The following is a 19780-nucleotide window of genomic DNA, read 5'->3' on the forward strand; positions in this document are numbered from 1 at the left end:
CCTGAATGGGGTCAAAAAAACTAGTAGAGGAGTGGTTTTCTCTTGAAACCTACAACTACTCGTATGCTAACACGCATTAAATCAATTTATATGTACATCAATGAAAACGGAACGGTAACGACGAAAGACCTTGTAGATGAGTTCGGGATCACACCGCGAACGATACAACGTGATCTAAATGTGTTGCAGTTTAATGAACTCGTGTATAGCCCTTGCCGCGGTAAGTGGACAACAACAGGAAAGAAAGTGAGAATGACCTCATAACGAAAAATAATTGTATGGTAAATAAATACATACCCCTTTCTAATAATTAGAAAGGGGTCTTTTCTGCGCCTATAAAGGTACTACTTTTCAGTATCTACTTGATATGTTTTTAACATTTCTACTTCTTCATCTGTTAGCTCTCGGTATTGTCCAAGTTCTAGTTCCTCATCTAATACTAACGGACCCATCTCTGTTCTCTTTAGGTAGACTACTTTTTTCCCTACCGCTTCAAACATACGCTTCACTTGATGGAATTTCCCTTCCGTAATCACAAGCTCAATTTCAGAAATATCATCGCTTTTCAATATTGTAAGTGCACCTGGCTTTGTTTCATAGCCATCGTCTAAAATAACACCTTTAGCAAACTCTTTTACATCCTCTTCTGTTACTACTCCTGCAACGTGTGCATAATATTTTTTCGGCACATGCTTTTTCGGAGATAATAATTGATGCGATAACTTCCCATCATTTGTTATCAATAAGAAACCTTCCGTATCGATATCAAGTCGTCCAACTGGGAACGGATCAAAGATAGCATCTTCTAATTCTAATAAATCTATTACTGTTTCATGATTATCATCTTCCGTCGCTGAAATAACACCTTGTGGTTTATGCATCATTAAGTAAACAAACTCTTTGTATTCCACAACTTCACCGTGAATCATAACTTCTTGCTCTTCTACATTTACATGAACTTTTGCATCTTTTACTGGCGTTCCATCAATTTTCACAACGCCATCTTTCAATAATTTCTTTACTTCTTTTCTACTTCCATATCCCATATTCGCTAATAATTTATCTAATCTCACGTTTTTCACCTTCTTTATTTATCATAGAAAAGGGGACGTAATTACGCCCCTCTTGATTTCAACTTTATTTTAAATCTACTACCAAGTTTACGTTGAATTTTATCTAATGCTTCTCCGCCAAATACTCTTTCAAGTACTCCTGTGCGAATTGCTAACAATCCATAAACAAAACCGCCAATACCTGCACAAATCGCAACTGTTATAAGAGCACCAATACGGCCATCAGGCGAAATCATGAAGGATAGAATCCATTGTGATAGTTTTACAGTAACGACCATTATAAGTGTCAGTACTGCAATTTGGAATGTTCTTTTATATACAACACCGAATGAATAGTGTGCGTATTTTTTAATTTGTTGATTTGTGTACCAAACAGAAGCTAAGAAACCAACTGCTGTCGCTAGAATTGCTCCTACTGTACCGAAATAACGAATAAAGATTACGTTACATACAAATTTCAAAATAACGCCCATTATAAGCGCAATAATCGCATGCTTCTGCTGGTTAATACCTTGCAGGATTGCCGCTGTTACTGTAAATAAAGCGAATAACAACGCAACTGGTGCATACCACATTAATACTTGTCCACCTAGTGGATCTGAATCGTAAAACGCAGTATAAATTGGATATGCCAGTGAAGAAATACCGACAACTGCTGGCAATGTTAAAAACATATTCGCCTGGAATGTTTGTGTAATTTGTAATTTCAAATAGCGGTATTGTTTTTCAGTAAATGATTTTGTAATTGCTGGTACAAGCGTTAAACTAAACGCTGTCGCAAGTGATACAGGAATCATAATTAACTTATGCGTCCACATTGTGAAAATACCGAGGGCTCGCTCTGCGATATCACCTTGACCAATCGCCTGCATAATTGAGTTAAATGTCAATGTATCAATTTGTTGATATAAAGGAATTGTTAACCCAATTACAACGTAAGGAATCGCATATGCAAATAATTCTTTAAACAATTGAACGGTGCTTACTGTTGACTCTGGTACAGTTTGTTCAATTAAATATTGATCCAAATATTTTTTACGTTTTAACCAGTACCAAATTAACACTCCGAGTGCTCCAACCGCTGAAACGAACGCAGCAAATGTCGCTACTCCAACTGCTGTTGCAACTGTACCGCCAAGTACTTTAATAACGATAAAACTACCTGCTAATAAAAAGACGATACGAATAATTTGTTCAATAATTTGTGAAACGGTAGTTGGTCCCATAGACTGGTGACCTTGGAAATAACCACGAATTAAACTCGCTGCTGGTACAACAATAAGTGCGAAACTTACAAGACGAATGATCGTCGTAACTTCTCCTACATTATTGTGTATACTTTGTTTACCAAGCATCGCTTCTGCAAACAATGGCGCCGTCATGTACAGTACTAGGAACGAAAGAACTCCTGTTACTATCATCATAACCATTCCCGAGCGGAACATTCTCCGGCTCGTTTTATAATCGCCAAGCGCATTATATTTGGAAACAAATTTTGAAACAGCAAGTGGCACACCTGCCGTTGCGATACTTAAAAAGATCGTATATGGAATGTATCCATATGTATAGAGCGTTCCGCCTTCTGTTCCTACTAATGCATGAAACGGAAAGACGTAAATCATGCCTAAGAACTTTACTAAAAATGTCCCTAGCGTAACAATAAGCGTTCCGCGCAGAAATTTCGAATCGGACATACAAAAATCCTCCTACATCTACATAAAGTGAAACTATAATTAGTTGGAGACTTCTCTCCTACTCCTTATTAGTTGAACCATTCGAGCATTTACAGGCTAACAAACTCCCTATTTACTTCTCCTAAATCTTGAGGTTTTAGTCTTATCACCTACAAATGGCAGGATAGTACTGAACTCTAACTTTTGTATTGTACCACAATTCTCTCATTAAGCAGTACTTCACTCTATTTTTCTTTTAAGGGAAAACATGCTATTCTTTTAGGCAGGAAATGTAGAAAATGAGGTCGATATATTATGCATTATGATGTTATTGTCATCGGCGGCGGTCCTTCTGGGCTAATGGCTGCAATCGGTGCTGCAGAAGAAGGCGCAAGCGTCTTACTTCTTGATAAAGGAAATAAACTAGGGCGTAAACTTGCAATTTCAGGTGGCGGCCGTTGTAACGTAACGAACCGTCTACCACTTGATGAGATCGTTAAACATATACCAGGAAATGGCCGCTTCTTATACAGCGCTTTTTCTATTTTCAATAATGAAGATATTATTACATTCTTCGAAAATCTCGGTGTAAAACTGAAAGAAGAAGATCATGGTCGCATGTTCCCTGTATCAAATAAAGCACAATCGGTAGTAGACGCACTTTTAACACGATTAAAAGACTTAGGTGTAAAAATCCGTACGAATACACCCGTTGAAACGATTGAATATGAGAATGGTCAAACGAAAGCAGTTGTACTACAAACTGGCGAAGTGTTAGAAACAAATCACGTCGTTATCGCTGTTGGTGGAAAATCTGTTCCTCAAACTGGATCTACTGGAGACGGATATGCTTGGGCTAAAAAAGCCGGGCATACAATTACAGAATTATTCCCAACAGAAGTACCAATCCTTTCAAACGAACCATTTATTCTTGATCGCTCCTTACAAGGTCTAGCTTTACGCGATGTAAACTTAAGCGTATTAAACCCGAAAGGAAAAACTATTATTTCTCACAAAATGGACATGCTCTTCACTCATTTCGGCCTATCTGGTCCTGCTGCACTTCGCTGTAGTCAATTCGTCGTGAAAGCACTGAAAAAGTTCAAAACAAATACCATTCAAATGAGTATCGATGCATTGCCAGACGAAAATAGTGAACAACTATTCCAACGCATGCTGAAACAAATGAAAGAAGATCCGAAAAAAGGAATTAAAAACGTGTTAAAAGGTTATGTACCTGAGCGTTACTTCCTATTCTTATTAGAAAAAAATGAAATTGATGGCAGCGAACAAGCTGGACAAGTTTCTCACGAAAAGATTCGTGCACTTGTGAAAGACTTTAAAGAATTTACTGTGAATGTAAATGGTACGCAGTCAATTGAAAAAGCATTCGTGACTGGCGGCGGTGTATCCGTTAAAGAAATTAATCCGAAAGAAATGTCTTCTAAATTCACGAACGGCTTATATTTCTGTGGGGAAGTTCTTGATATTCACGGTTATACTGGTGGCTATAATATTACATCTGCTCTTGTTACTGGTAGAATTGCCGGAACAACAGCTGGAGAAAACGCGAAAATGCAATATTAAACCGAGAAACAGGGATTCCTGTTTCTTTTTTAAGTACATGAAATTATATCGGCGATTCTGTAAATATATCAGCGATTCTACTACTTATATAGGCGATTTTTCAAATATATCAGCGATTCTGCTACTTATATCAGCGATTTTTCAAATATATCGACTTACCGACAAAAAACGACAAACATCCCCTCCCCTTAACTTCCCATTGCTTTTTTGTTGCTTTATATACCTTAGTACCTTTATATTTTATATTGTTGAATATTTGAAAAAGGGTAAGGGGAAAACGTATGAGAAAAAAAGTCATGATGTCTTTAATGCTAATGACGTTTCTTTCTGCAGTAGAAGGAACGATTGTTAGTACAGCAATCCCTCGTATAACGAGTGATTTGTCAGGCGTCGAACTTGTTAGTTGGGTATATGCAATTTATATGCTTGCAACAGCTGTTTCGACTCCAATATACGGAAAGCTTGCTGATTTGTTTGGCCGTAAAAAAGTTTTACTTATCGGAGCTACAATCTTTTTAGTCGGTTCTGCACTTTGCGGAGTCGTTACATCGATGGAACAATTAATTTTCTTCCGCGCTCTTCAAGGTATCGGTGCTGGTGCTGTTATGCCGATTACAATGACAATTATTGGAGACTTATATAGCGAAGCGAAAGACCGCGCGAAAGCACAGGGCTGGATGAGTGCCGTTTGGGGTGTATCTGGTGTTATCGGACCGTTAGTAGGTGGATTTTTAGTTGACTCCCTATCTTGGCGTTATATTTTCTTCTTAAACGTTCCATTCGGCATTATCGCTTGCTTAATGATTGCCATTTACTACAAAGAATCTATTAAGCCCGCTAAACACCATATCGACTATCTTGGTGCAACAGTCTTCTCATTAAGTACGATCGCTCTACTATACGCATTATTAACAGGTAGCAGTAAGCAAAACTGGGGAGACATAACAATTATTGGCCTATTAATCTTCGCCGTCGTTTCATTCATTATTTTCTTATTCATCGAGAAAAAATCTCCGGAACCATTAATTCCGCTAGCACTTTTCTCTAACCGTACATTATCTACAATAAACATATTAACGCTTATTGCTGGCGCAATGATTATTAGTATTACAATGTACCTTCCAATTTGGAGCCAAGGTGTATTAGGAAAAAATGCAACGGAAGCCGGACTTATTTTAATGCCAATTCCTGTTATGTGGACATTTGGTGCTATCTTCTCTGGTAACTTAGTAGGCAAATTAAAAACGAAACAAATCATTTTACTTGGAGCTAGCATTTTATCAGTCGCTACGTTCTTATTATTTACATTATCAACACATTCACCATCGTTCCTTATTTATGTAGCAGTCGGATTATTTGGCTTAGGAATGGGGCTTGTGACACCGATTTACATGGTAACAATTCAAGCAGCTGTACCAGCTCATACACGCGGAACAGCCGTTGGTTTAAACACATTTATTAACACATTTAGTCAAACGTTAGGTGCTGCAATCTTTGGAACAATCTTCAATACGATGATTCACGCACGTGGCATTAAAAACCTTGATCTTGTATCTGGCGGACACGGCGGGGCTACAGCAAGTGTAGCAACTGAATCACAATCCGCATTAGCAGCAAGTGTACACGTCATTTATATGAGCACTTTCGTATTAGCAGTATGTACATTAATTATCGCTTGGCTTTTATTAAAGCCCGCTACACAAACAAATGAGCAATAATAAAGAGGATGACCATTTCGGTCATCCTCTTTTTACTCTTCATTCTCCACAATATGTTTCAGCATGGATAATTTATTATCCCAAAAACGTTCATAATACGAGAGCCACTGTTGTAATTCTTCTAATGGTTCTGGATGCAAACGATATATCTTCTCTCTTCCGCTCTTTCTTCCGCTTACTAAATTCGCTTCTGAAAGAATATGAAGGTGTTTTACAACCGCAGTACGACTCATAGGAAAGTGATCCGTTATTTTGGAAATCGGTAACTCTTTATCACTTAATAACCGTATTACTTCTCGGCGGGTTGGGTCAGCAATTGCTTGAAATACATCATATTTTGCTGCTGATGAGGACACTTAGCCTTCGACAACCTTTTTCAGTTTTTCATTTACAATCGCTACCCAGCCGCCGCTCATTCTATCGCGAATAATAGAGCTCTTCGCATTCGCTTTCGGAAGAATTTCATCAGGATGTTTCCAGCCGCCGTGAATTAATGTAAATTCTGTTTTATTATCTCCTAGGTCTTTCAAATTAAATGAAACAACCCAGCCATCTGTATCCCATGAGAAAGATAGGTGGTTTGGCTCATCAATTTCTAGCACTTTACATGGTGATGGCCCAAATGGTGATTGCACATGAAATTCATGTCCTACCTTTAATTCGAAATCATTTGGCATAAACCATGATGCAATCCCCTCTGCAGTCGATACTACATTCCATACTTTTTGAATAGACGCGTTAAAAACGATCGTTTGTTTAATATCAGTTAATGTATTTTGTTGTTCCATTTTCATTCTCCTTTATTCAGCACTCAAATATAACACCTTTTGGTTTCATTTAGATAATATAACACCTTTTAGTTTCATGTCAACGCTAATTCTTTTTTACTGTTGAGAAATTCTCAACATTTTTTCAACAGGACAAACACCCTCTGCACATTTCCTCATAATATACTCACAAAGGCAACAAAAAATAAAAACTTCTCTCAACATGAAACTCCATCATTCATCTTGAAAGAAGCGCCTTACGTATATCATGCGTATTTCGTCTCTCCTCCTTCCCTCAGGGACACTACGCGGGATATGAAAAATCAGAAGGAATATGCCCACCATTTGAGTAGGTAGTTATTTCTCTTCTCCTCAACATTTCCTTAGGAGCGAAATGACTACCGACTCACTTTTTTCAAACAAAATAAAAAGGGGTTGAACGCTATGTTCTATTGCATTAACTGCTCTGATATTCACCATGAAAAACATCCGAATGATAAAGTATTCAAAAATGGTTTTTATATTGATCCATTTTTAGGTGATCGTTATCACCTTGGTATGTGTAAAGATGCCCAAAATCATGAGACAGGGGAGCCTCTTTTAACGACAAAGAAATTAGGCACAACCCAATCTATTATGAACGTATTACCGACACATGTTGTCCCAACATAAAGCATAAAAAAGAGCTGGCTCATCCAGCTCTTTTTTATGCTTTATAAACGATCATTGCTGAAAAACAATAAATTTGGTTTTCGTCATCGTTAATAGAAACACCGACTTGGTACTTAATATCTACAAAGTTGCTATCATCAATCTTTTTCAAAAACACATTCACAGCGTCTTCTAAGTCTTTTTCGTGACTTTCATCAAACACTTTCACACGAATCATGTTAACACCATCCTAGATCGCAGCCCTCCGCCGCTTGATTATTGCCACGGTGCGTATCTATGATGCGATAAAACTTTCCATTCTCATATATATATCCGTCTTCTAACACATATTTTTTATCTTCAGTATAGACATAAAACTTACCTATCATAAATTTACTCGTATATAATTCCAAATAATTTGGTCTAAATTTAGCTACAACTTTATTTGTAATATCAATTTTTATTGTGCGCCCCACCTTCTCTCCCTCCTTTGCAAAGAACGGATTTAGGTATATTGTATTAGCGCTTTTACATTTTATGCTTAAAAATAAGTGGATATGCCTTCTTTCTCACCTGTACTATTTTTCTAAAAAAATCACTATAAAGTGAAACTTTAATCAGTGGGGGGGTTTTGTTCATCCCCCACTGATTATCAGCCCTCACCAATCGGGCTGCCCGTTAATGCGGGATAAATAAGATCTAAAAAAAAAGCGCTTTACATTATTGACTCGAATATAAATATTATGTTATTATATAAAATTTGACATTTTTACATACGTATGCTATCATTAAAAGTGGTTACCACATATGGAGGTGGATGATTTGTTTCAAATTGGTGATAAAATCGTTTATCCAATGCACGGTGCAGGAATCATCGAAGCAATTGAAGAGAAAGAAATATTAGGTACTTCACGTCAATATTGTGTGATACGCATCATTAGTAAAGATATGCAAGTAATGCTTCCGATGGATCAATTAAAAAAATCAGGTATTCGTTATATCGTTGATCGAGGTACGTTAGATGATATACTTCTTGAATTTCAAAACGGGGAGTCAGACCCATCACTCTCATGGAAACAAAGATATACAATGAATATGGAAAAAATGAAAAACGGCAATCTGCTAGATAGTGCAGAAGTTGTTCGTGATTTACTTCGCCGCAATAAAGAGAGAACTTTAAATGCGAGCGAAAAACAAATGCTAGATAACGCTCGAAAAATGATGATTAGTGAAGTTGCACTCGTACAAAATGTTTCTGAACATCAAGCAACAGAATATCTTCAAGATACAATTAATCACTAAATTTAAAATAGCTGGCCGCTATTTTTTTTGTAAAAAAGGACGAAGAGTTTTATCTCTTCGTCCTTTTATATTACCCACGCCCAGCTTGAAACGATGGATATAACGTCATTCCACCATCTGCAAATAGCGTAATTCCCGTTACATAACTCGCCTCTGAAGAAGCAAGCCAAGTTGCTACTGCTGCAATTTCTTCAGGTTTTCCAATATAGCCCATCGGTATCATACTTTCTACGTCAGCCCGCTTTTTAGGATTAGCAAACTTTTCGGCATTAATTGGCGTATTAATTGCACCTGGTCCAATATTATTTACTCGAATACCTTTTGGCGCATATTCCATCGCTAACGTTTCTGTCATCAGTTTAATGCCACCCTTACTTGCTGCATAGTGTACAAATAGTGGCCACGGAATTTTCTCATGAACACTAGACATATTAATGACAGACCCTTTAATATCATGTTCTACAAAATATTTAATCGCTTCACGACTTCCTAAAAAAGCACCTGTTAAATTTGTATTAATTACCCTATTCCAATCTTCAAGCGGCATTTCATGCGACGGTACCGCGTTTTCTATCCCTGCATTATTAATCATAACGTCAAGCGTACCAAACTCTTTCACAGCAGATTGAATGAGATTCACAACATCTGATTCGACGGTTACATCACCTTTTACAGCAATCGCTTCGCCGCCCACCTTTTTAATTTCTTCTAACACATCATTCGCTTCTGATTCTCGTGAGCGATAATTAATAACCACTTTCGCTTTTTCCTTAGCAAACCTCACTCCCATCGCTCTTCCGAGACCAGTTGCTGATCCTGTAATAACGACAACTTTCCCTGCTAAATCACTATACATTTCCATACCTCCTTTAACTTTTGGCTATACCTAACATAATTCCGGCTGCGATAATAAAAACGATACCGACAACGATACCCGTTAATTGACGTTTCGTTTTCTTTTCACCTAATATAAGAATCCCACCAAGCGTGGAAATAATAATCCCCATTTGCGATAGCGAGAAACTTGTTGCGACTCCAACTCGCGGCTGCGAAATGAATAAAAACATATTTCCAGCTGCCCAAATTAATCCTGGAATAATATTTCGAATTGCATATTTATTAAATGGATGATGTTTAAAGGTAAGCAAAATCCCACCTAACACCATACCAACTGCTTGTGGCAACAAAGCCGACCAACCATCTACGTTAAATAACCTAATCACTACTACGTAAACTAAATAACCGACTGTTGAAATTAATAAAATTACGATACCTCTTTTAAAGTTTGCTGCTTGCTCTGCATTTTTTTCTTCTTCACTTTGAAGCGATGTTAAAATAACACCGATAATAATACAAACGAGTGCTAGAATCCCAAGGACGACCGATATTGTCGTGGACCATTCATGAAATACTATAACGCCAAATAAAGTCGTCGCGACTAATTGAAGTCCTGTTGAAATTGGCATCGTCCTCGAAACACCCATTAAATCAATACTTTTCAATTGATTCGCCTGACCAAGCGCCCAAAATAAACCTGACACAACTCCAACTCCAATAACGGTAGGTGTTAATACTGGCTTCATAAAAATATAAACAACAATTGAGAAAATAAGTGCTCCAAACGTTGTTCCGAGCGTTTGACTATACGGTCCCCCGCCCAGTTTTACGTTAAATAACACAATACTTCCCCAAAATATAGCTGGTAAAATCGCTAAAAATATATCCATCACTCATTACCTTTCTTTACTAAACGCCATAGGTTATCACTCTAAGTCGTTAGAGTGAGCTTTTATTTTTTCTTTTTCCCGTTCACAAACTTTTTCTACAATAGCGCCAGAAACATTCTTTTCTCGCTCCACTTTCTTTATCTTTACGTGATCTAAACGATCTTCCAAAGTAAGCGTAACTTTGTCATTCGGCGGATTATGCGCTCCTTGAAATGTAAGAAATTGTAGCGTCACTTCATATCTAGGAACGAACTCACCTTTCTTGCCGAGACGTTTTATATTTATAACTGAAGCACATTCATATTGGTCTTCTGTCACTTGTCTAATAACTGAATAGTACCTATTTGATAATGCACTCTCTAAAAGCTGTTCTCTTGATTCTTTCGCGAAAGAATCAATTGGAGAAGAGAAAAAGGCCACACATAGCATTGTGATAACTACACATATTTTTTTCATAGTTCCCTCCTTGTTCTATAGATTAGTGTTCTCAAAACTGCCATAAAAAAACGACTTTCCCTATGTAGGAAAGTCGTTTTAATGAATCCAATATTAACCACCACTCACTGGTGGAATTAGTGCAACAACATCACCAGATTGGACTCTGTCATCTTCATTTGCGTATTCTTCATTAATCGCAACCATAATTGGCTCTGAAACTGGTACATTATATTCGTTCGCAACAACATCTTTTAACTGTGCAACTGTAATATTTTCTTTCTCTATTTGTAATTCACTTGCCCCTGCTTCTTCTTGCAAGTGCGCAAATAACAATACTCGAATCATACTTATAGCTCCTTCCCAGGCTCTCCCGCCGGATATGGTGTTTTTTCTAGTTGATCACCAATCCATGAGTCACCATCTTCCCAAAACTCCTTTTTCCAAATCGGAACAATTTGTTTTATGCGTTCCATAATATATTCGTTCGCTTCATAAGCCGCTTTACGGTGTGGTGTTGAAACAGCAACAACAACCGCTATATCAGAAATTTGCAACGTACCGATGCGATGTGTAATGGCAACATATGTACCTGGCCATTTCTCGTTCACTTCCAGGCCAATTTTCTCTAGCATCTTTTCTGCCATCGTCTTATAAGCAACATACTCTAAGTATAATGTACGACGCCCTTTCGTAAACTCTCTAACCGTTCCAATAAATGTTGTAACAGCACCGCATTCACGTCGAATTACTTTCTTCGTTACCTCTTCAATCGAGATTTCTGTGTCAATTACTTCATAATATGTCTTTATCATTTCGCACTCCTAACCGTTTGTAAAAACCAGTCTATGTACAGCTCTTCTTCTGTTATATGAAATACTTTATATTCTTCTCGTATATTTGCCGGAACATCATACCACGTAATAACCGCCACTATATTTTCTACTTTATGTAAAATCTCAACGTCTTCCGCAGAACGAAGTAACACTACTTTCGAGTAATTCTCTTTTTTATAGCCCTCTATTAAAATTGTATCCACTTCAAAAAACTCATATAAGCGAATAATTTCTTGCAAAGACCATTTCTTTCTTAGTGAAGAAAGTGAAAGCAATCCAGCACCTTCTACACTACTTACCACAGCACCAGCTTTACGGTGTCTTTCGCTATCTTTTTGCGCTACTTCTGGAAAGCCTCCGTGCCCGTGATGTTTAATTGTAGCAACTTTCATTTCACTTTCAGCTACTGCATGCACAATTTTCTCTACAAGTGTCGTTTTTCCGCTATTTTGATATCCTACTATTTGTAAGATTGAAGGGGCTTTGCCCATGGCCAATCACATCCCTCAGAGTGCTCTAACAATAATACGGACACTTTCATTCCGGTCTCAAATCCTCTCGTTCCTCCAGGTAACACGATAAAAGCATTCGCATCTGCAAGTGAAGATACCGCACTCGATTTATCTAAACCAACCGGCATCGCTTGTAACGCCCCGTTCACAATTGTTACGTTCGCTCTTACGAAACGAGTAAATGGATTTGGCTTTGGAAAATCTTTTTGTAAAATAGCAACCGCTCTATATACGTGAGGTTCCTTCGCATACAAATACGTTTTTATAATTGGATGCACAAATAATTCAAAGCCTACATAACAAGCAGACGGATTTCCTGATAAACCGAAGAGTAACTTTCCATCAACTTCAGCTACTGTCGTTACACTTCCGGGCCTCATGGCTATCTTATTAAAGAGTACATTCGCCTGTAACCTTTCATAAATAGCTGGTAAGTAGTCATAATCTCCTACTGATACACCACCTGTTGTAATTAAAATGTCGACCTCATCCATCGCTGATTGAACAGCTGTAAAACATGCATCTAACTCATCCGCGAGTTTACCATAATAACGAACTTTCCCGCCAGCTTTCATAATTTGAGCTGCGATCATATACGAGTTACTATTTCTAATTTTCCCCGGTTCTAAAGGCTCATGTACTTCTAATAATTCACTTCCTGTCGTTACAATACCGACAATAGGCTGTTTTATAACTTTCACAGTACTATATCCAAACGTTGCTAGTAGGGCCGCAACTCCAGGGTTAATTGCAACACCTTTCTTAACGAGAACTTGATTTTGTTTAATATCTTCTCCTTTAATCGACACATTGTCACCGTTATTAAAAGAGCGTTTTAACTTCATATATGTTTTCCCGTTCTTCTCAAACCCTTCTGTCAGCTCTAGCATTACGACTGCATTGCAATCTTCTGGAATAGCTGCTCCTGTCATAATACGAACCGCTTCAAAAGCGCCTACTTCTTCTAAAAAAACAGAACCCGCCCCGATTTCTCCTATTACTTCAAATTCAACTGGATTCTCTTGAGTTGCTTCTTTCGTATCTTCTGCTCGAATGGCGAAACCATCGTAAGGAGAACGATCAAAATGAGGAACGTCATGATCAGACACAACAACCTCCCCAAGAATTCTCCCGTAACTTTCCGTAATAGAAATTTCTTCTACTTCACCATGCTTTGCATATTTCATTACCCGTTCTACTGCCTCAGCAACTTGAATTGGAATTCGTTTTTCTACCATCGTTTCTCACCTCATATTTGCAATTTTTTTTATCTCGATTAAACTTTATATATTAAATAGAAATTACTTCAAGGAGGAATTCCATGTCTTCATTCACACACTTTAATGACCAAGGACGCGCAAAAATGGTTGATATAAGCGACAAAAAAGCAACCGTTCGAACAGCAATTGCGTGCTCTAGCATTGTCGTTACGAAAGAAATTTACGATAAAATCTCCCACAATGAAATTGGGAAAGGTGACGTATTAGCAGTTGCGCAAATCGCAGGAATTATGGCTGCGAAACGTACTTCTGATATTATCCCAATGTGCCATCCTTTACTATTAAAAGGTGTTGACGTTTCTTTCGATTGGAAACAATCAGAAGAACAATATCGTTTACTCATTGAAGTAAAAGTTAAAACAGAAGGTAGCACCGGTGTTGAAATGGAAGCTTTAACAGCTGCTTCGGCTACCGCTCTTACTGTGTATGATATGTGTAAAGCTGTCGATAAAGGTATGATTATCGGCGAAACGTACTTACTTGAAAAAACAGGTGGAAAAAATGGAGATTATACGAGAAATTCATAATCCTTTCTCCGTTGAACCTAAAGGATTTCCTTTAGGTTCAACCTATATATCTTGCATATAAACTTTTCGCTACATTTATATCATTCGTCCCATGAATGAACGCTCTGCCATCTGTAAATAAAACAAAACGATATTCTTCTACCGGAAACGATAATAAATAAGGTGTCGCCTTTATCTCTACGCTTCTTTGTAAGCGCTTTTTAATTTCTTCTAAATTAAAATTCTTCCGCACACCTGGACGAATTTGCACTGTATTTCGCCCACATAACACTTCTGTTTTCGTTTGTGCTTCAAATGTTAAACTTGGATATGTACGTAACCTTCCGCAAGATAAACAAGAATCTTTTTTCTGCCTATTCACTTTAAATGCCATCTGTTGATTATTCCAAAGATCGAACGATAACATCGTTTCACGAAGCGCCCCGTAATCTTCTACTAATATTTTCAGCGCTTCCGTAGTTTGATGCGCAACTACTAATTGTACTGCCGGTTGTATAATACCAGCTGTGTCACAGGTTGCTCCGCTCGCCGGATGCTCCATTAAACAGCGAAAACACGGTGTTTTCCCTGGTAAAATTGTATACGTTACTCCGTAGCTTCCAACGCACCCACCATATATCCACGGAATATTATACTTTTGTGAAATATCATTAATAAGAAGACGCGTTTCAAAATTATCTGTCGCATCTAATATTAAATCTACATCACGTACTAACTCTTCCATTTCTTGCACCGTTACATCCGTCACAGCAGGATTTATTTCCACCTCAGAATTAATCGCTTTTAAATGCTCTGCTGCCGCTACCGCCTTTGGTTTATACTGTTTTGCATCTTCTTCTGTATATAGTTGTTGTCTTTGTAAATTACTCCATTCTACATAATCACGATCAGCAATCGTTACTTTTCCAACACCTGCTCTAACAATCGCTTCTGCATTTGCCGCACCGAGAGCACCAGCACCAATAATAAGCACATGCTTCTCTCTTATTTTTTTCTGTCCTTCTTCTCCAACACCAGAAAATAATATTTGTCTTGAATATCGCTCCTGCATACGATAGCCCCCTTTCTTATCCTCCTATATAAGACATTTCGATTTTCGGACGATTTTTTGCACTTTCTTCTGTCCGTTCATCCGAATACCTATCTTTTCTATTCATCCATACATCTTGTATAACACTTAATAACTCCTCATCCGAAAAATCTCCTCTAAGAAGTTCTCTTACATCCAAACCCTCTGTCGCAAATAAGCACGTATAAAACTTTCCATCTGCCGAAATTCTCGCCCTCGTACAAGAGGAACAAAATGACTCAGAAACAGATGTAATAAAACCAACTTCAACATTTGTTCCAACGTATCGATATCGCTTCGCAACTTCACCAAAGTAATGTGCTTCAGCTGGCTCAAGCGGATACACCTTATGAATCATCTCAATCAATTCTCGTTTTGTAACGACTTGATCAAAATTCCACCCATTTGTACTACCAACATCCATAAACTCAATAAACCTAAGCGTGATTCCTTGCTCTTTAAAATACGCAGCCATCGGAAGTATTTGATGATCGTTCATCCCTTTTTTCACAACCATATTTACCTTTACTGCCAGCCCCGCCTCTTTAGCTGTTATAATTCCCTTAATCACAGGTTTTGTATTAATATTTCGACCATTAATATTCCTAAATATGTCGTCATCTATCGCATCTAAACTAACATTCACTCTATGTAATCCAGCTTCTTTTAATGCCTTCGCTTGTTTCGTTAAATGGATAGCATTTGTCGTTAACCCTATATCTATTAGCCCATCAATTTTCACAAGACGTGCAATAAGTTTTGTTAAATCTTTACGAAGCAGTGGCTCACCGCCAGTAAGTCTAATTTTCCGTACACCGATGCTAATAAATAATTTTGCCAAACGCTCAATTTCATCAAAAGTTAGTAAAAACTCATCTTTCAAAAAAGCATAATCTGGCCCAAATATTTCCGCTGGCATACAATATGTACATCTAAAATTGCAACGATCAATGACAGATATACGTAAATCTTGAAGTGGGCGTCTAAAAAAATCTTTAACCATCTCCTGCATCGCCACCCTCCCTTTCTGCCAAATTTCTTTCTTTTCATTCTATTATAATATATTTTCGAACTGCGATGTTTTTGCTCAAGTGAATAAAGTGAAACTTTAAATAATTAGAGGGGATCCACTCCACCTGGTTAACGAGGTTTACTTACAAATACAAAGATAAAAAAACCTTGAAACATAAAAGTTTCAAGGTTTTCTGCTTATTAACTTAATCTAATAATCGTTAAAGTAGCTCCTGGTGTTGCCGTAGATAATGTAGCTATTGCAACTAATCCAAACAATTGCAGACTAATAGCAGCTCCAGCAGGCAAGTTAGCAATTATTGTTGCACTAAATGAGCCAGTAGCCACTGTCGGGGCGTTTATCGTTCCCGCAAGCGGACTGCCATTTACAGTTATACGAGAACTTACAAGTAATCCCGCCGTTAAATTAATTGTATAAGCTATATAATAGTTTCCTGCATTCGCAACTGTAAATACAGTATTCCCACCACTAAAGGTTATTCCTGGTCCAATATTTTGATTGTTTGGTAAAGGAATATTCGTACCACTTAACAAAACAGAAATAAGACTTCCTGATGTATTATTCGCAAACGCATACGTTGCAGTTGTACTAACTCCTGTTGTTCCCGTACTTCCCGTTGAACCCGTTTCTCCGGTTGCTCCTGTTACCCCTGTATCCCCAGTTGGACCCGTGACTCCTGTGGCCCCGGTACTTCCCGTTGTCCCTGTCATTCCAGTCGGTACTGGAGGGAAAGTAGGGCCGACAAGATCTGAGGATAACTTAAAATTAGAATTTATCAACCTCTGTATTTTTTGATTTTCATCATTTCCTTCCACTACTCCCACCACCTCCCAAAAAATACAACTACAAAATATGTTTCATATAAGGTGAAACATATTTTGTAGGAGGGTCTTACTGCCCGTTAATGCGGGATAAAAACCCACCTTCTATTTGAATTGTATTTTTCAAAAAGGCCTCCAATACTACTTTTCAAACAATTACTCCTATTTTTATGCTATATAAACTCTTCTTATAAACAAAAACTCCCTCTATGATTTTAGGGGAGTCCAGCAGTCGAATCAAAATTATCTGTATTAGGGACAGCTTGTGCTATACTCGAAACATTTGCACTTTGCCCCATGTTTGTTCCTGTTACAGTACCAGCAGGAGTGCCTCTTGTATATGTTGTCGTCACCGAATCACCCGGCTGTAAACAAAGCTTCGTCTCCGTCCCTATTACTGTAACAACATCAATCCAAGTGCACCCCATTGAACCACTGTATGATTTCGAAGCAGTAAATGAAGTATCACTCAAATTATCACCGGTAAATATATTTCCAGTATTATTCACAATAACAAACTCTTTTATATGAGCAGGCATAATTACACTCTACCTTTCATCTATGAACCTAATGTACGTGTACTCGTTGCTAATGGCGGAAGAAACACTGATGTTCTAATGACCGCTTCTGGCTGTCTTTTCCCATTTAAAAAAATAGCCGCACTCGACCCTCCAGCACCTGCATATACTTTTGCTACAGCTAAAGGCGAGATATCATAACAGTCGCCGACATTAACAGCTCCTGTATTATTAATAATTTTTACTTTACGCAAATTAATCCCCATTTCCCCCTCCTCCTTTTTTATACTGTATGCAAAAGAAAAAAACTTGAAACAGACTCGTTTCAAGTTTTTAGCTATTAACTATTTCGTTTCACCTTCATATTGAAGCATACCGCCAACCATGTTCACTGTTTTAAATCCTTGCTCATTTAAATAATGACATACATTTTCACTGCGCATTCCTGAACGACAAATAAAGATATATTCATTCTCTTTATTAAAGAAATCTACTTTATGTGGGATATCGCCCATTTTAATATGTACAGCTTCTGGAATCTTTCCTGCCGCTACTTCTTCATCTTCTCTTACGTCTACTAAAAATAACGTTTCTCCATTTTCTAAACGCTCTTGTACCTCTTCTGTAGTAATTGTTTTAACTTCTGTCATATGTAGTTCCTCCTTATATACAATAAAACCTTTAGTTTCTTTTTCACAAACATTCTCTACCAATTTTAGCACGCAAAAGAAAGAACGCAAAGAATCGAAAAACTATTTCTCAATTTTCTCGCAAAACTTATTCTTTACAAACATAACTCTTGCATTGTATCCTCAATATACTTGTTTTATGAAAGGAGCCAATGAAAATGACACTTTCCCTTTTCATAATGGGCATCATTTTCTTAATCGCTGCAATTATTACTCTTAGTATGAAAAATAATAAAAAAATAAAATCACCACAAGAAATGTCATTCTTATTTCTATTGCTTAGCATAGCGTTTTTCGGTATAGCAATCGCTACATATATTTTCCGTCTACAAATCATGTAAAAAAAGGTGCCTACTACAAACATTGCACCTTTTCCCCATCATTTGTCTTCTAAGCAAAACTAGATACTCTCCGATTTAAAAATTCATAAACTTTCTTTTCAAATAAATGAATATCAAATGCTCCCGCCATATGTCCATTTATACTTTCTATCTCATACACTTCCGCATACTTCCCTTGTTTTTGCAAAATATCTACCATTTTATAGTTGTAACGAGAGGGCTGAAGCAAATCTTGTTTACACGGAATCATAAGTACATTCGCTTCTATGTTAGAAAGAGATTCTTCTAGTGAAGAAAACCCATGTGCAATATCATGCAATAAAACTGCCTTCGCAGTATACATCCATGAATTTGCATCTACTAACTCTATACTTGTATATGTCGCTTTATTTATCTCTTTTTCAAATGATGTTAATGTAGAAAACTTTTCATAAGGTTCTACCTCTATACTGTTACGAGGAAATGCCATTTCATAAAAATGCTCATCAAACGCGTTCATAAACATCATTCTATTTGCTAAATGAAGCCCCTTTATCGGCTGCTCTTCTCCATATTTTCCATCTTTCCAACTTGGATCCAGCCGAATTGCTTCAATCGCATTTTGCGCTACGTTTACTGACGTAATAATTGGATTTTGTGGGTTCGTAATAACGCCAATCATCCGCTCTACCATATGTGGATAGTGAACCGCCCATTGTTGTGCAATCATTCCCCCCGCCGACGGTCCAATTACAGCGTGTATCCTTGAAATTCCCATACCTTTTATTAACTCATATTGCATACGAGCTACATCAAGAAATGTAAAAACCGGAAAATCCATAGCATATTCTTCTCCAGTTTCTGGATTAATTGATTTCGGTCCTGTTGTAATCACATATGGATTTCTCACCTGCACATTACAAAGATTATCTGCACATATAACAAAATATTTATTTGTATCAATTGCTTTTCCAGGTCCAATGAGCCCATCCCACCAACCAGACTCCTCATCATGCACTGTATATTTTCCTGCCGCATGACTTGTTGCACTAAAATAATGACAAACCAAAATCACATTTGACCTTTCTCTATTTAAAGTGCCATATGTCTCGTATCCCATTTGAATAGGAATTTCTCTGCCATTTTCAAACGTAAACTCTTTTAACACAAACTTCTCCTTTTTTACAATTTGCACAGACTCTTCCTCTCTCCGTTATAGTATGAACTGCTTACTAAAGATTT

26 protein-coding genes and 1 pseudogene are annotated in these 19780 nt (G+C 37.5%); 7 read left to right on the forward strand and 20 right to left on the reverse strand.

The genetic code is table 11. From position 1 onward, the window contains the following. The first annotated feature begins 42 nt into the window (after positions 1–42). The gene (locus F3I02_RS08195; protein ID WP_000805512.1) at positions 43–264 is read left to right on the forward strand and encodes a DeoR family transcriptional regulator; all 222 of its coding nucleotides are present in this window, start codon (positions 43–45) and stop codon (positions 262–264) included. A gap of 80 nt (positions 265–344) precedes the next feature. Here F3I02_RS08195 and F3I02_RS08200 read toward each other — a convergent pair whose 3' ends face one another. Next, the gene (locus tag F3I02_RS08200) at positions 345–1073 is read right to left on the reverse strand and encodes a pseudouridine synthase (RefSeq protein ID WP_001234947.1); all 729 of its coding nucleotides are present in this window, start codon (positions 1071–1073) and stop codon (positions 345–347) included. 41 nt (positions 1074–1114) lie between these two features. Continuing rightward, positions 1115–2767 (reverse strand): putative polysaccharide biosynthesis protein, encoded by a 1653-nt coding sequence (locus F3I02_RS08205; RefSeq protein WP_001284031.1) that lies wholly within the window; start codon positions 2765–2767, stop codon positions 1115–1117. Between the two features lie 294 nt (positions 2768–3061). Here F3I02_RS08205 and F3I02_RS08210 point away from each other — a divergent pair, with 294 nt between their 5' ends. Both F3I02_RS08210 and F3I02_RS08215 read left to right on the forward strand, forming a co-directional pair. Beyond that, complete coding sequence (locus F3I02_RS08210) at positions 3062–4333, forward strand: BaiN/RdsA family NAD(P)/FAD-dependent oxidoreductase (RefSeq protein ID WP_000558889.1); 1272 nt, start codon at positions 3062–3064, stop codon at positions 4331–4333. 281 nt (positions 4334–4614) lie between these two features. Then, a complete protein-coding gene (locus F3I02_RS08215) occupies positions 4615–6051 on the forward strand; it encodes an MDR family MFS transporter (protein ID WP_001228010.1) in 1437 nt (478 codons plus the stop codon). Between the two features lie 32 nt (positions 6052–6083). Here F3I02_RS08215 and F3I02_RS08220 read toward each other — a convergent pair whose 3' ends face one another. Both F3I02_RS08220 and F3I02_RS08225 read right to left on the reverse strand, forming a co-directional pair. Then, positions 6084–6407, reverse strand: a complete 324-nt coding sequence (locus F3I02_RS08220; RefSeq protein ID WP_000098837.1) for an ArsR/SmtB family transcription factor — start codon at positions 6405–6407, stop codon at positions 6084–6086. Further along, the gene (locus tag F3I02_RS08225) at positions 6408–6839 is read right to left on the reverse strand and encodes an SRPBCC family protein (protein WP_000437773.1); all 432 of its coding nucleotides are present in this window, start codon (positions 6837–6839) and stop codon (positions 6408–6410) included. 423 nt (positions 6840–7262) lie between these two features. Between F3I02_RS08225 and F3I02_RS08230 the strand changes: the two genes are divergently transcribed. Then, a complete protein-coding gene (locus F3I02_RS08230; RefSeq protein ID WP_000498989.1) occupies positions 7263–7490 on the forward strand; it encodes a DUF3973 domain-containing protein in 228 nt (75 codons plus the stop codon). A gap of 34 nt (positions 7491–7524) precedes the next feature. Here F3I02_RS08230 and F3I02_RS08235 read toward each other — a convergent pair whose 3' ends face one another. Together F3I02_RS08235 and F3I02_RS08240 are read right to left on the reverse strand one after the other, a co-directional pair. Then, complete coding sequence (locus tag F3I02_RS08235) at positions 7525–7707, reverse strand: sporulation protein Cse60 (protein ID WP_000621751.1); 183 nt, start codon at positions 7705–7707, stop codon at positions 7525–7527. A 1-nt stretch (position 7708) separates the two neighbouring features. Further along, positions 7709–7945: a DUF2553 family protein gene (locus F3I02_RS08240; protein ID WP_000533804.1), complete on the reverse strand. Its 237-nt coding sequence runs from the start codon at positions 7943–7945 to the stop codon at positions 7709–7711. Positions 7946–8276: 331 nt separating this feature from the next. Here F3I02_RS08240 and F3I02_RS08245 point away from each other — a divergent pair, with 331 nt between their 5' ends. Next, positions 8277–8771: a CarD family transcriptional regulator gene (locus F3I02_RS08245; protein WP_000451441.1), complete on the forward strand. Its 495-nt coding sequence runs from the start codon at positions 8277–8279 to the stop codon at positions 8769–8771. A gap of 70 nt (positions 8772–8841) precedes the next feature. Here the strand turns inward: F3I02_RS08245 and F3I02_RS08250 are convergent, their stop codons facing one another. The 7 genes from F3I02_RS08250 to F3I02_RS08280 all read right to left on the reverse strand — a co-directional run bounded on the left by F3I02_RS08250 (position 8842) and on the right by F3I02_RS08280 (position 13519). Continuing rightward, the gene (locus tag F3I02_RS08250; protein WP_000286678.1) at positions 8842–9627 is read right to left on the reverse strand and encodes a glucose 1-dehydrogenase; all 786 of its coding nucleotides are present in this window, start codon (positions 9625–9627) and stop codon (positions 8842–8844) included. 13 nt (positions 9628–9640) lie between these two features. Continuing rightward, complete coding sequence (gene glcU / locus F3I02_RS08255) at positions 9641–10498, reverse strand: glucose uptake protein GlcU (protein WP_000350861.1); 858 nt, start codon at positions 10496–10498, stop codon at positions 9641–9643. Positions 10499–10534: 36 nt separating this feature from the next. Continuing rightward, positions 10535–10954, reverse strand: coding sequence for a DUF3888 domain-containing protein (locus tag F3I02_RS08260; RefSeq protein WP_000717676.1), 420 nt, complete (start codon positions 10952–10954; stop codon positions 10535–10537). Positions 10955–11047: 93 nt separating this feature from the next. After that, positions 11048–11281, reverse strand: coding sequence for a molybdopterin converting factor subunit 1 (gene moaD / locus F3I02_RS08265; protein ID WP_000621768.1), 234 nt, complete (start codon positions 11279–11281; stop codon positions 11048–11050). 2 nt (positions 11282–11283) lie between these two features. Next, complete coding sequence (moaE, locus tag F3I02_RS08270; protein ID WP_196477817.1) at positions 11284–11748, reverse strand: molybdopterin synthase catalytic subunit MoaE; 465 nt, start codon at positions 11746–11748, stop codon at positions 11284–11286. Next, a complete protein-coding gene (mobB, locus tag F3I02_RS08275; RefSeq protein WP_000513626.1) occupies positions 11745–12260 on the reverse strand; it encodes a molybdopterin-guanine dinucleotide biosynthesis protein B in 516 nt (171 codons plus the stop codon). Before mobB ends, moaE begins: the two co-directional genes overlap by 4 nt. Next, entirely contained in the window at positions 12230–13519 is a 1290-nt protein-coding gene (locus F3I02_RS08280) for a molybdopterin molybdotransferase MoeA (protein ID WP_196477818.1), read from the reverse strand. Before F3I02_RS08280 ends, mobB begins: the two co-directional genes overlap by 31 nt. An 83-nt stretch (positions 13520–13602) precedes the next feature. Between F3I02_RS08280 and moaC the strand changes: the two genes are divergently transcribed. After that, positions 13603–14088, forward strand: a complete 486-nt coding sequence (gene moaC / locus F3I02_RS08285; RefSeq protein ID WP_074594925.1) for a cyclic pyranopterin monophosphate synthase MoaC — start codon at positions 13603–13605, stop codon at positions 14086–14088. A 37-nt stretch (positions 14089–14125) separates the two neighbouring features. Here moaC and F3I02_RS08290 read toward each other — a convergent pair whose 3' ends face one another. From F3I02_RS08290 to F3I02_RS08315, 6 genes and pseudogenes are all read right to left on the reverse strand, one after another. Beyond that, positions 14126–15139 carry a molybdopterin-synthase adenylyltransferase MoeB gene (locus tag F3I02_RS08290; RefSeq protein WP_001158082.1) on the reverse strand — a complete coding sequence of 338 codons (1014 nt, stop codon included), beginning with the start codon at positions 15137–15139 and terminating at the stop codon, positions 14126–14128. 16 nt (positions 15140–15155) lie between these two features. Continuing rightward, positions 15156–16169 (reverse strand): GTP 3',8-cyclase MoaA, encoded by a 1014-nt coding sequence (gene moaA / locus F3I02_RS08295; RefSeq protein WP_074594923.1) that lies wholly within the window; start codon positions 16167–16169, stop codon positions 15156–15158. Between the two features lie 200 nt (positions 16170–16369). Next, positions 16370–16903: pseudogene (locus tag F3I02_RS33795) on the reverse strand (BclA C-terminal domain-containing protein); the annotation flags it as partial. A gap of 323 nt (positions 16904–17226) precedes the next feature. Continuing rightward, positions 17227–17550 carry a hypothetical protein gene (locus F3I02_RS08305; protein WP_001110851.1) on the reverse strand — a complete coding sequence of 108 codons (324 nt, stop codon included), beginning with the start codon at positions 17548–17550 and terminating at the stop codon, positions 17227–17229. 20 nt (positions 17551–17570) lie between these two features. After that, entirely contained in the window at positions 17571–17795 is a 225-nt protein-coding gene (locus F3I02_RS08310) for a spore germination protein (protein WP_000512463.1), read from the reverse strand. A 78-nt stretch (positions 17796–17873) separates the two neighbouring features. Beyond that, positions 17874–18179 carry a rhodanese-like domain-containing protein gene (locus tag F3I02_RS08315; RefSeq protein WP_000141207.1) on the reverse strand — a complete coding sequence of 102 codons (306 nt, stop codon included), beginning with the start codon at positions 18177–18179 and terminating at the stop codon, positions 17874–17876. Positions 18180–18376: 197 nt separating this feature from the next. Here F3I02_RS08315 and F3I02_RS08320 point away from each other — a divergent pair, with 197 nt between their 5' ends. After that, the gene (locus F3I02_RS08320; RefSeq protein ID WP_000175903.1) at positions 18377–18559 is read left to right on the forward strand and encodes a hypothetical protein; all 183 of its coding nucleotides are present in this window, start codon (positions 18377–18379) and stop codon (positions 18557–18559) included. A gap of 49 nt (positions 18560–18608) precedes the next feature. Here the strand turns inward: F3I02_RS08320 and F3I02_RS08325 are convergent, their stop codons facing one another. Then, positions 18609–19733, reverse strand: coding sequence for a homoserine O-acetyltransferase family protein (locus F3I02_RS08325; RefSeq protein ID WP_001167617.1), 1125 nt, complete (start codon positions 19731–19733; stop codon positions 18609–18611). Positions 19734–19780: the final 47 nt, after the last annotated feature.

Source organism: Bacillus sp. SRB3LM, from assembly GCF_015712745.1.
Classification (GTDB): Bacteria; Bacillota; Bacilli; order Bacillales; family Bacillaceae_G; genus Bacillus_A; species Bacillus_A thuringiensis_K.

Coding starts and splice junctions, on each gene's coding strand:
- F3I02_RS08260 (WP_000717676.1), bottom strand. CDS start 10,954: ATGAAAAAAATATGTGTAGTTATCACAATGCTATGTGTGGCCTTTTTC.
- F3I02_RS08315 (WP_000141207.1), bottom strand. CDS start 18,179: ATGACAGAAGTTAAAACAATTACTACAGAAGAGGTACAAGAGCGTTTA.
- F3I02_RS08235 (WP_000621751.1), bottom strand. CDS start 7,707: ATGATTCGTGTGAAAGTGTTTGATGAAAGTCACGAAAAAGACTTAGAA.
- F3I02_RS08230 (WP_000498989.1), top strand. CDS start 7,263: ATGTTCTATTGCATTAACTGCTCTGATATTCACCATGAAAAACATCCG.
- F3I02_RS08280 (WP_196477818.1), bottom strand. CDS start 13,519: ATGGTAGAAAAACGAATTCCAATTCAAGTTGCTGAGGCAGTAGAACGG.
- F3I02_RS08250 (WP_000286678.1), bottom strand. CDS start 9,627: ATGTATAGTGATTTAGCAGGGAAAGTTGTCGTTATTACAGGATCAGCA.
- F3I02_RS08310 (WP_000512463.1), bottom strand. CDS start 17,795: ATGGGGATTAATTTGCGTAAAGTAAAAATTATTAATAATACAGGAGCT.
- F3I02_RS08215 (WP_001228010.1), top strand. CDS start 4,615: ATGAGAAAAAAAGTCATGATGTCTTTAATGCTAATGACGTTTCTTTCT.
- F3I02_RS08245 (WP_000451441.1), top strand. CDS start 8,277: ATGGAGGTGGATGATTTGTTTCAAATTGGTGATAAAATCGTTTATCCA.
- moaD (WP_000621768.1), bottom strand. CDS start 11,281: ATGATTCGAGTATTGTTATTTGCGCACTTGCAAGAAGAAGCAGGGGCA.
- moaE (WP_196477817.1), bottom strand. CDS start 11,748: ATGATAAAGACATATTATGAAGTAATTGACACAGAAATCTCGATTGAA.
- F3I02_RS08320 (WP_000175903.1), top strand. CDS start 18,377: ATGACACTTTCCCTTTTCATAATGGGCATCATTTTCTTAATCGCTGCA.
- mobB (WP_000513626.1), bottom strand. CDS start 12,260: ATGGGCAAAGCCCCTTCAATCTTACAAATAGTAGGATATCAAAATAGC.
- moaC (WP_074594925.1), top strand. CDS start 13,603: ATGTCTTCATTCACACACTTTAATGACCAAGGACGCGCAAAAATGGTT.
- glcU (WP_000350861.1), bottom strand. CDS start 10,498: ATGGATATATTTTTAGCGATTTTACCAGCTATATTTTGGGGAAGTATT.
- F3I02_RS08290 (WP_001158082.1), bottom strand. CDS start 15,139: ATGCAGGAGCGATATTCAAGACAAATATTATTTTCTGGTGTTGGAGAA.
- moaA (WP_074594923.1), bottom strand. CDS start 16,169: ATGCAGGAGATGGTTAAAGATTTTTTTAGACGCCCACTTCAAGATTTA.
- F3I02_RS08305 (WP_001110851.1), bottom strand. CDS start 17,550: ATGCCTGCTCATATAAAAGAGTTTGTTATTGTGAATAATACTGGAAAT.
- F3I02_RS08205 (WP_001284031.1), bottom strand. CDS start 2,767: ATGTCCGATTCGAAATTTCTGCGCGGAACGCTTATTGTTACGCTAGGG.
- F3I02_RS08210 (WP_000558889.1), top strand. CDS start 3,062: ATGCATTATGATGTTATTGTCATCGGCGGCGGTCCTTCTGGGCTAATG.
- F3I02_RS08225 (WP_000437773.1), bottom strand. CDS start 6,839: ATGGAACAACAAAATACATTAACTGATATTAAACAAACGATCGTTTTT.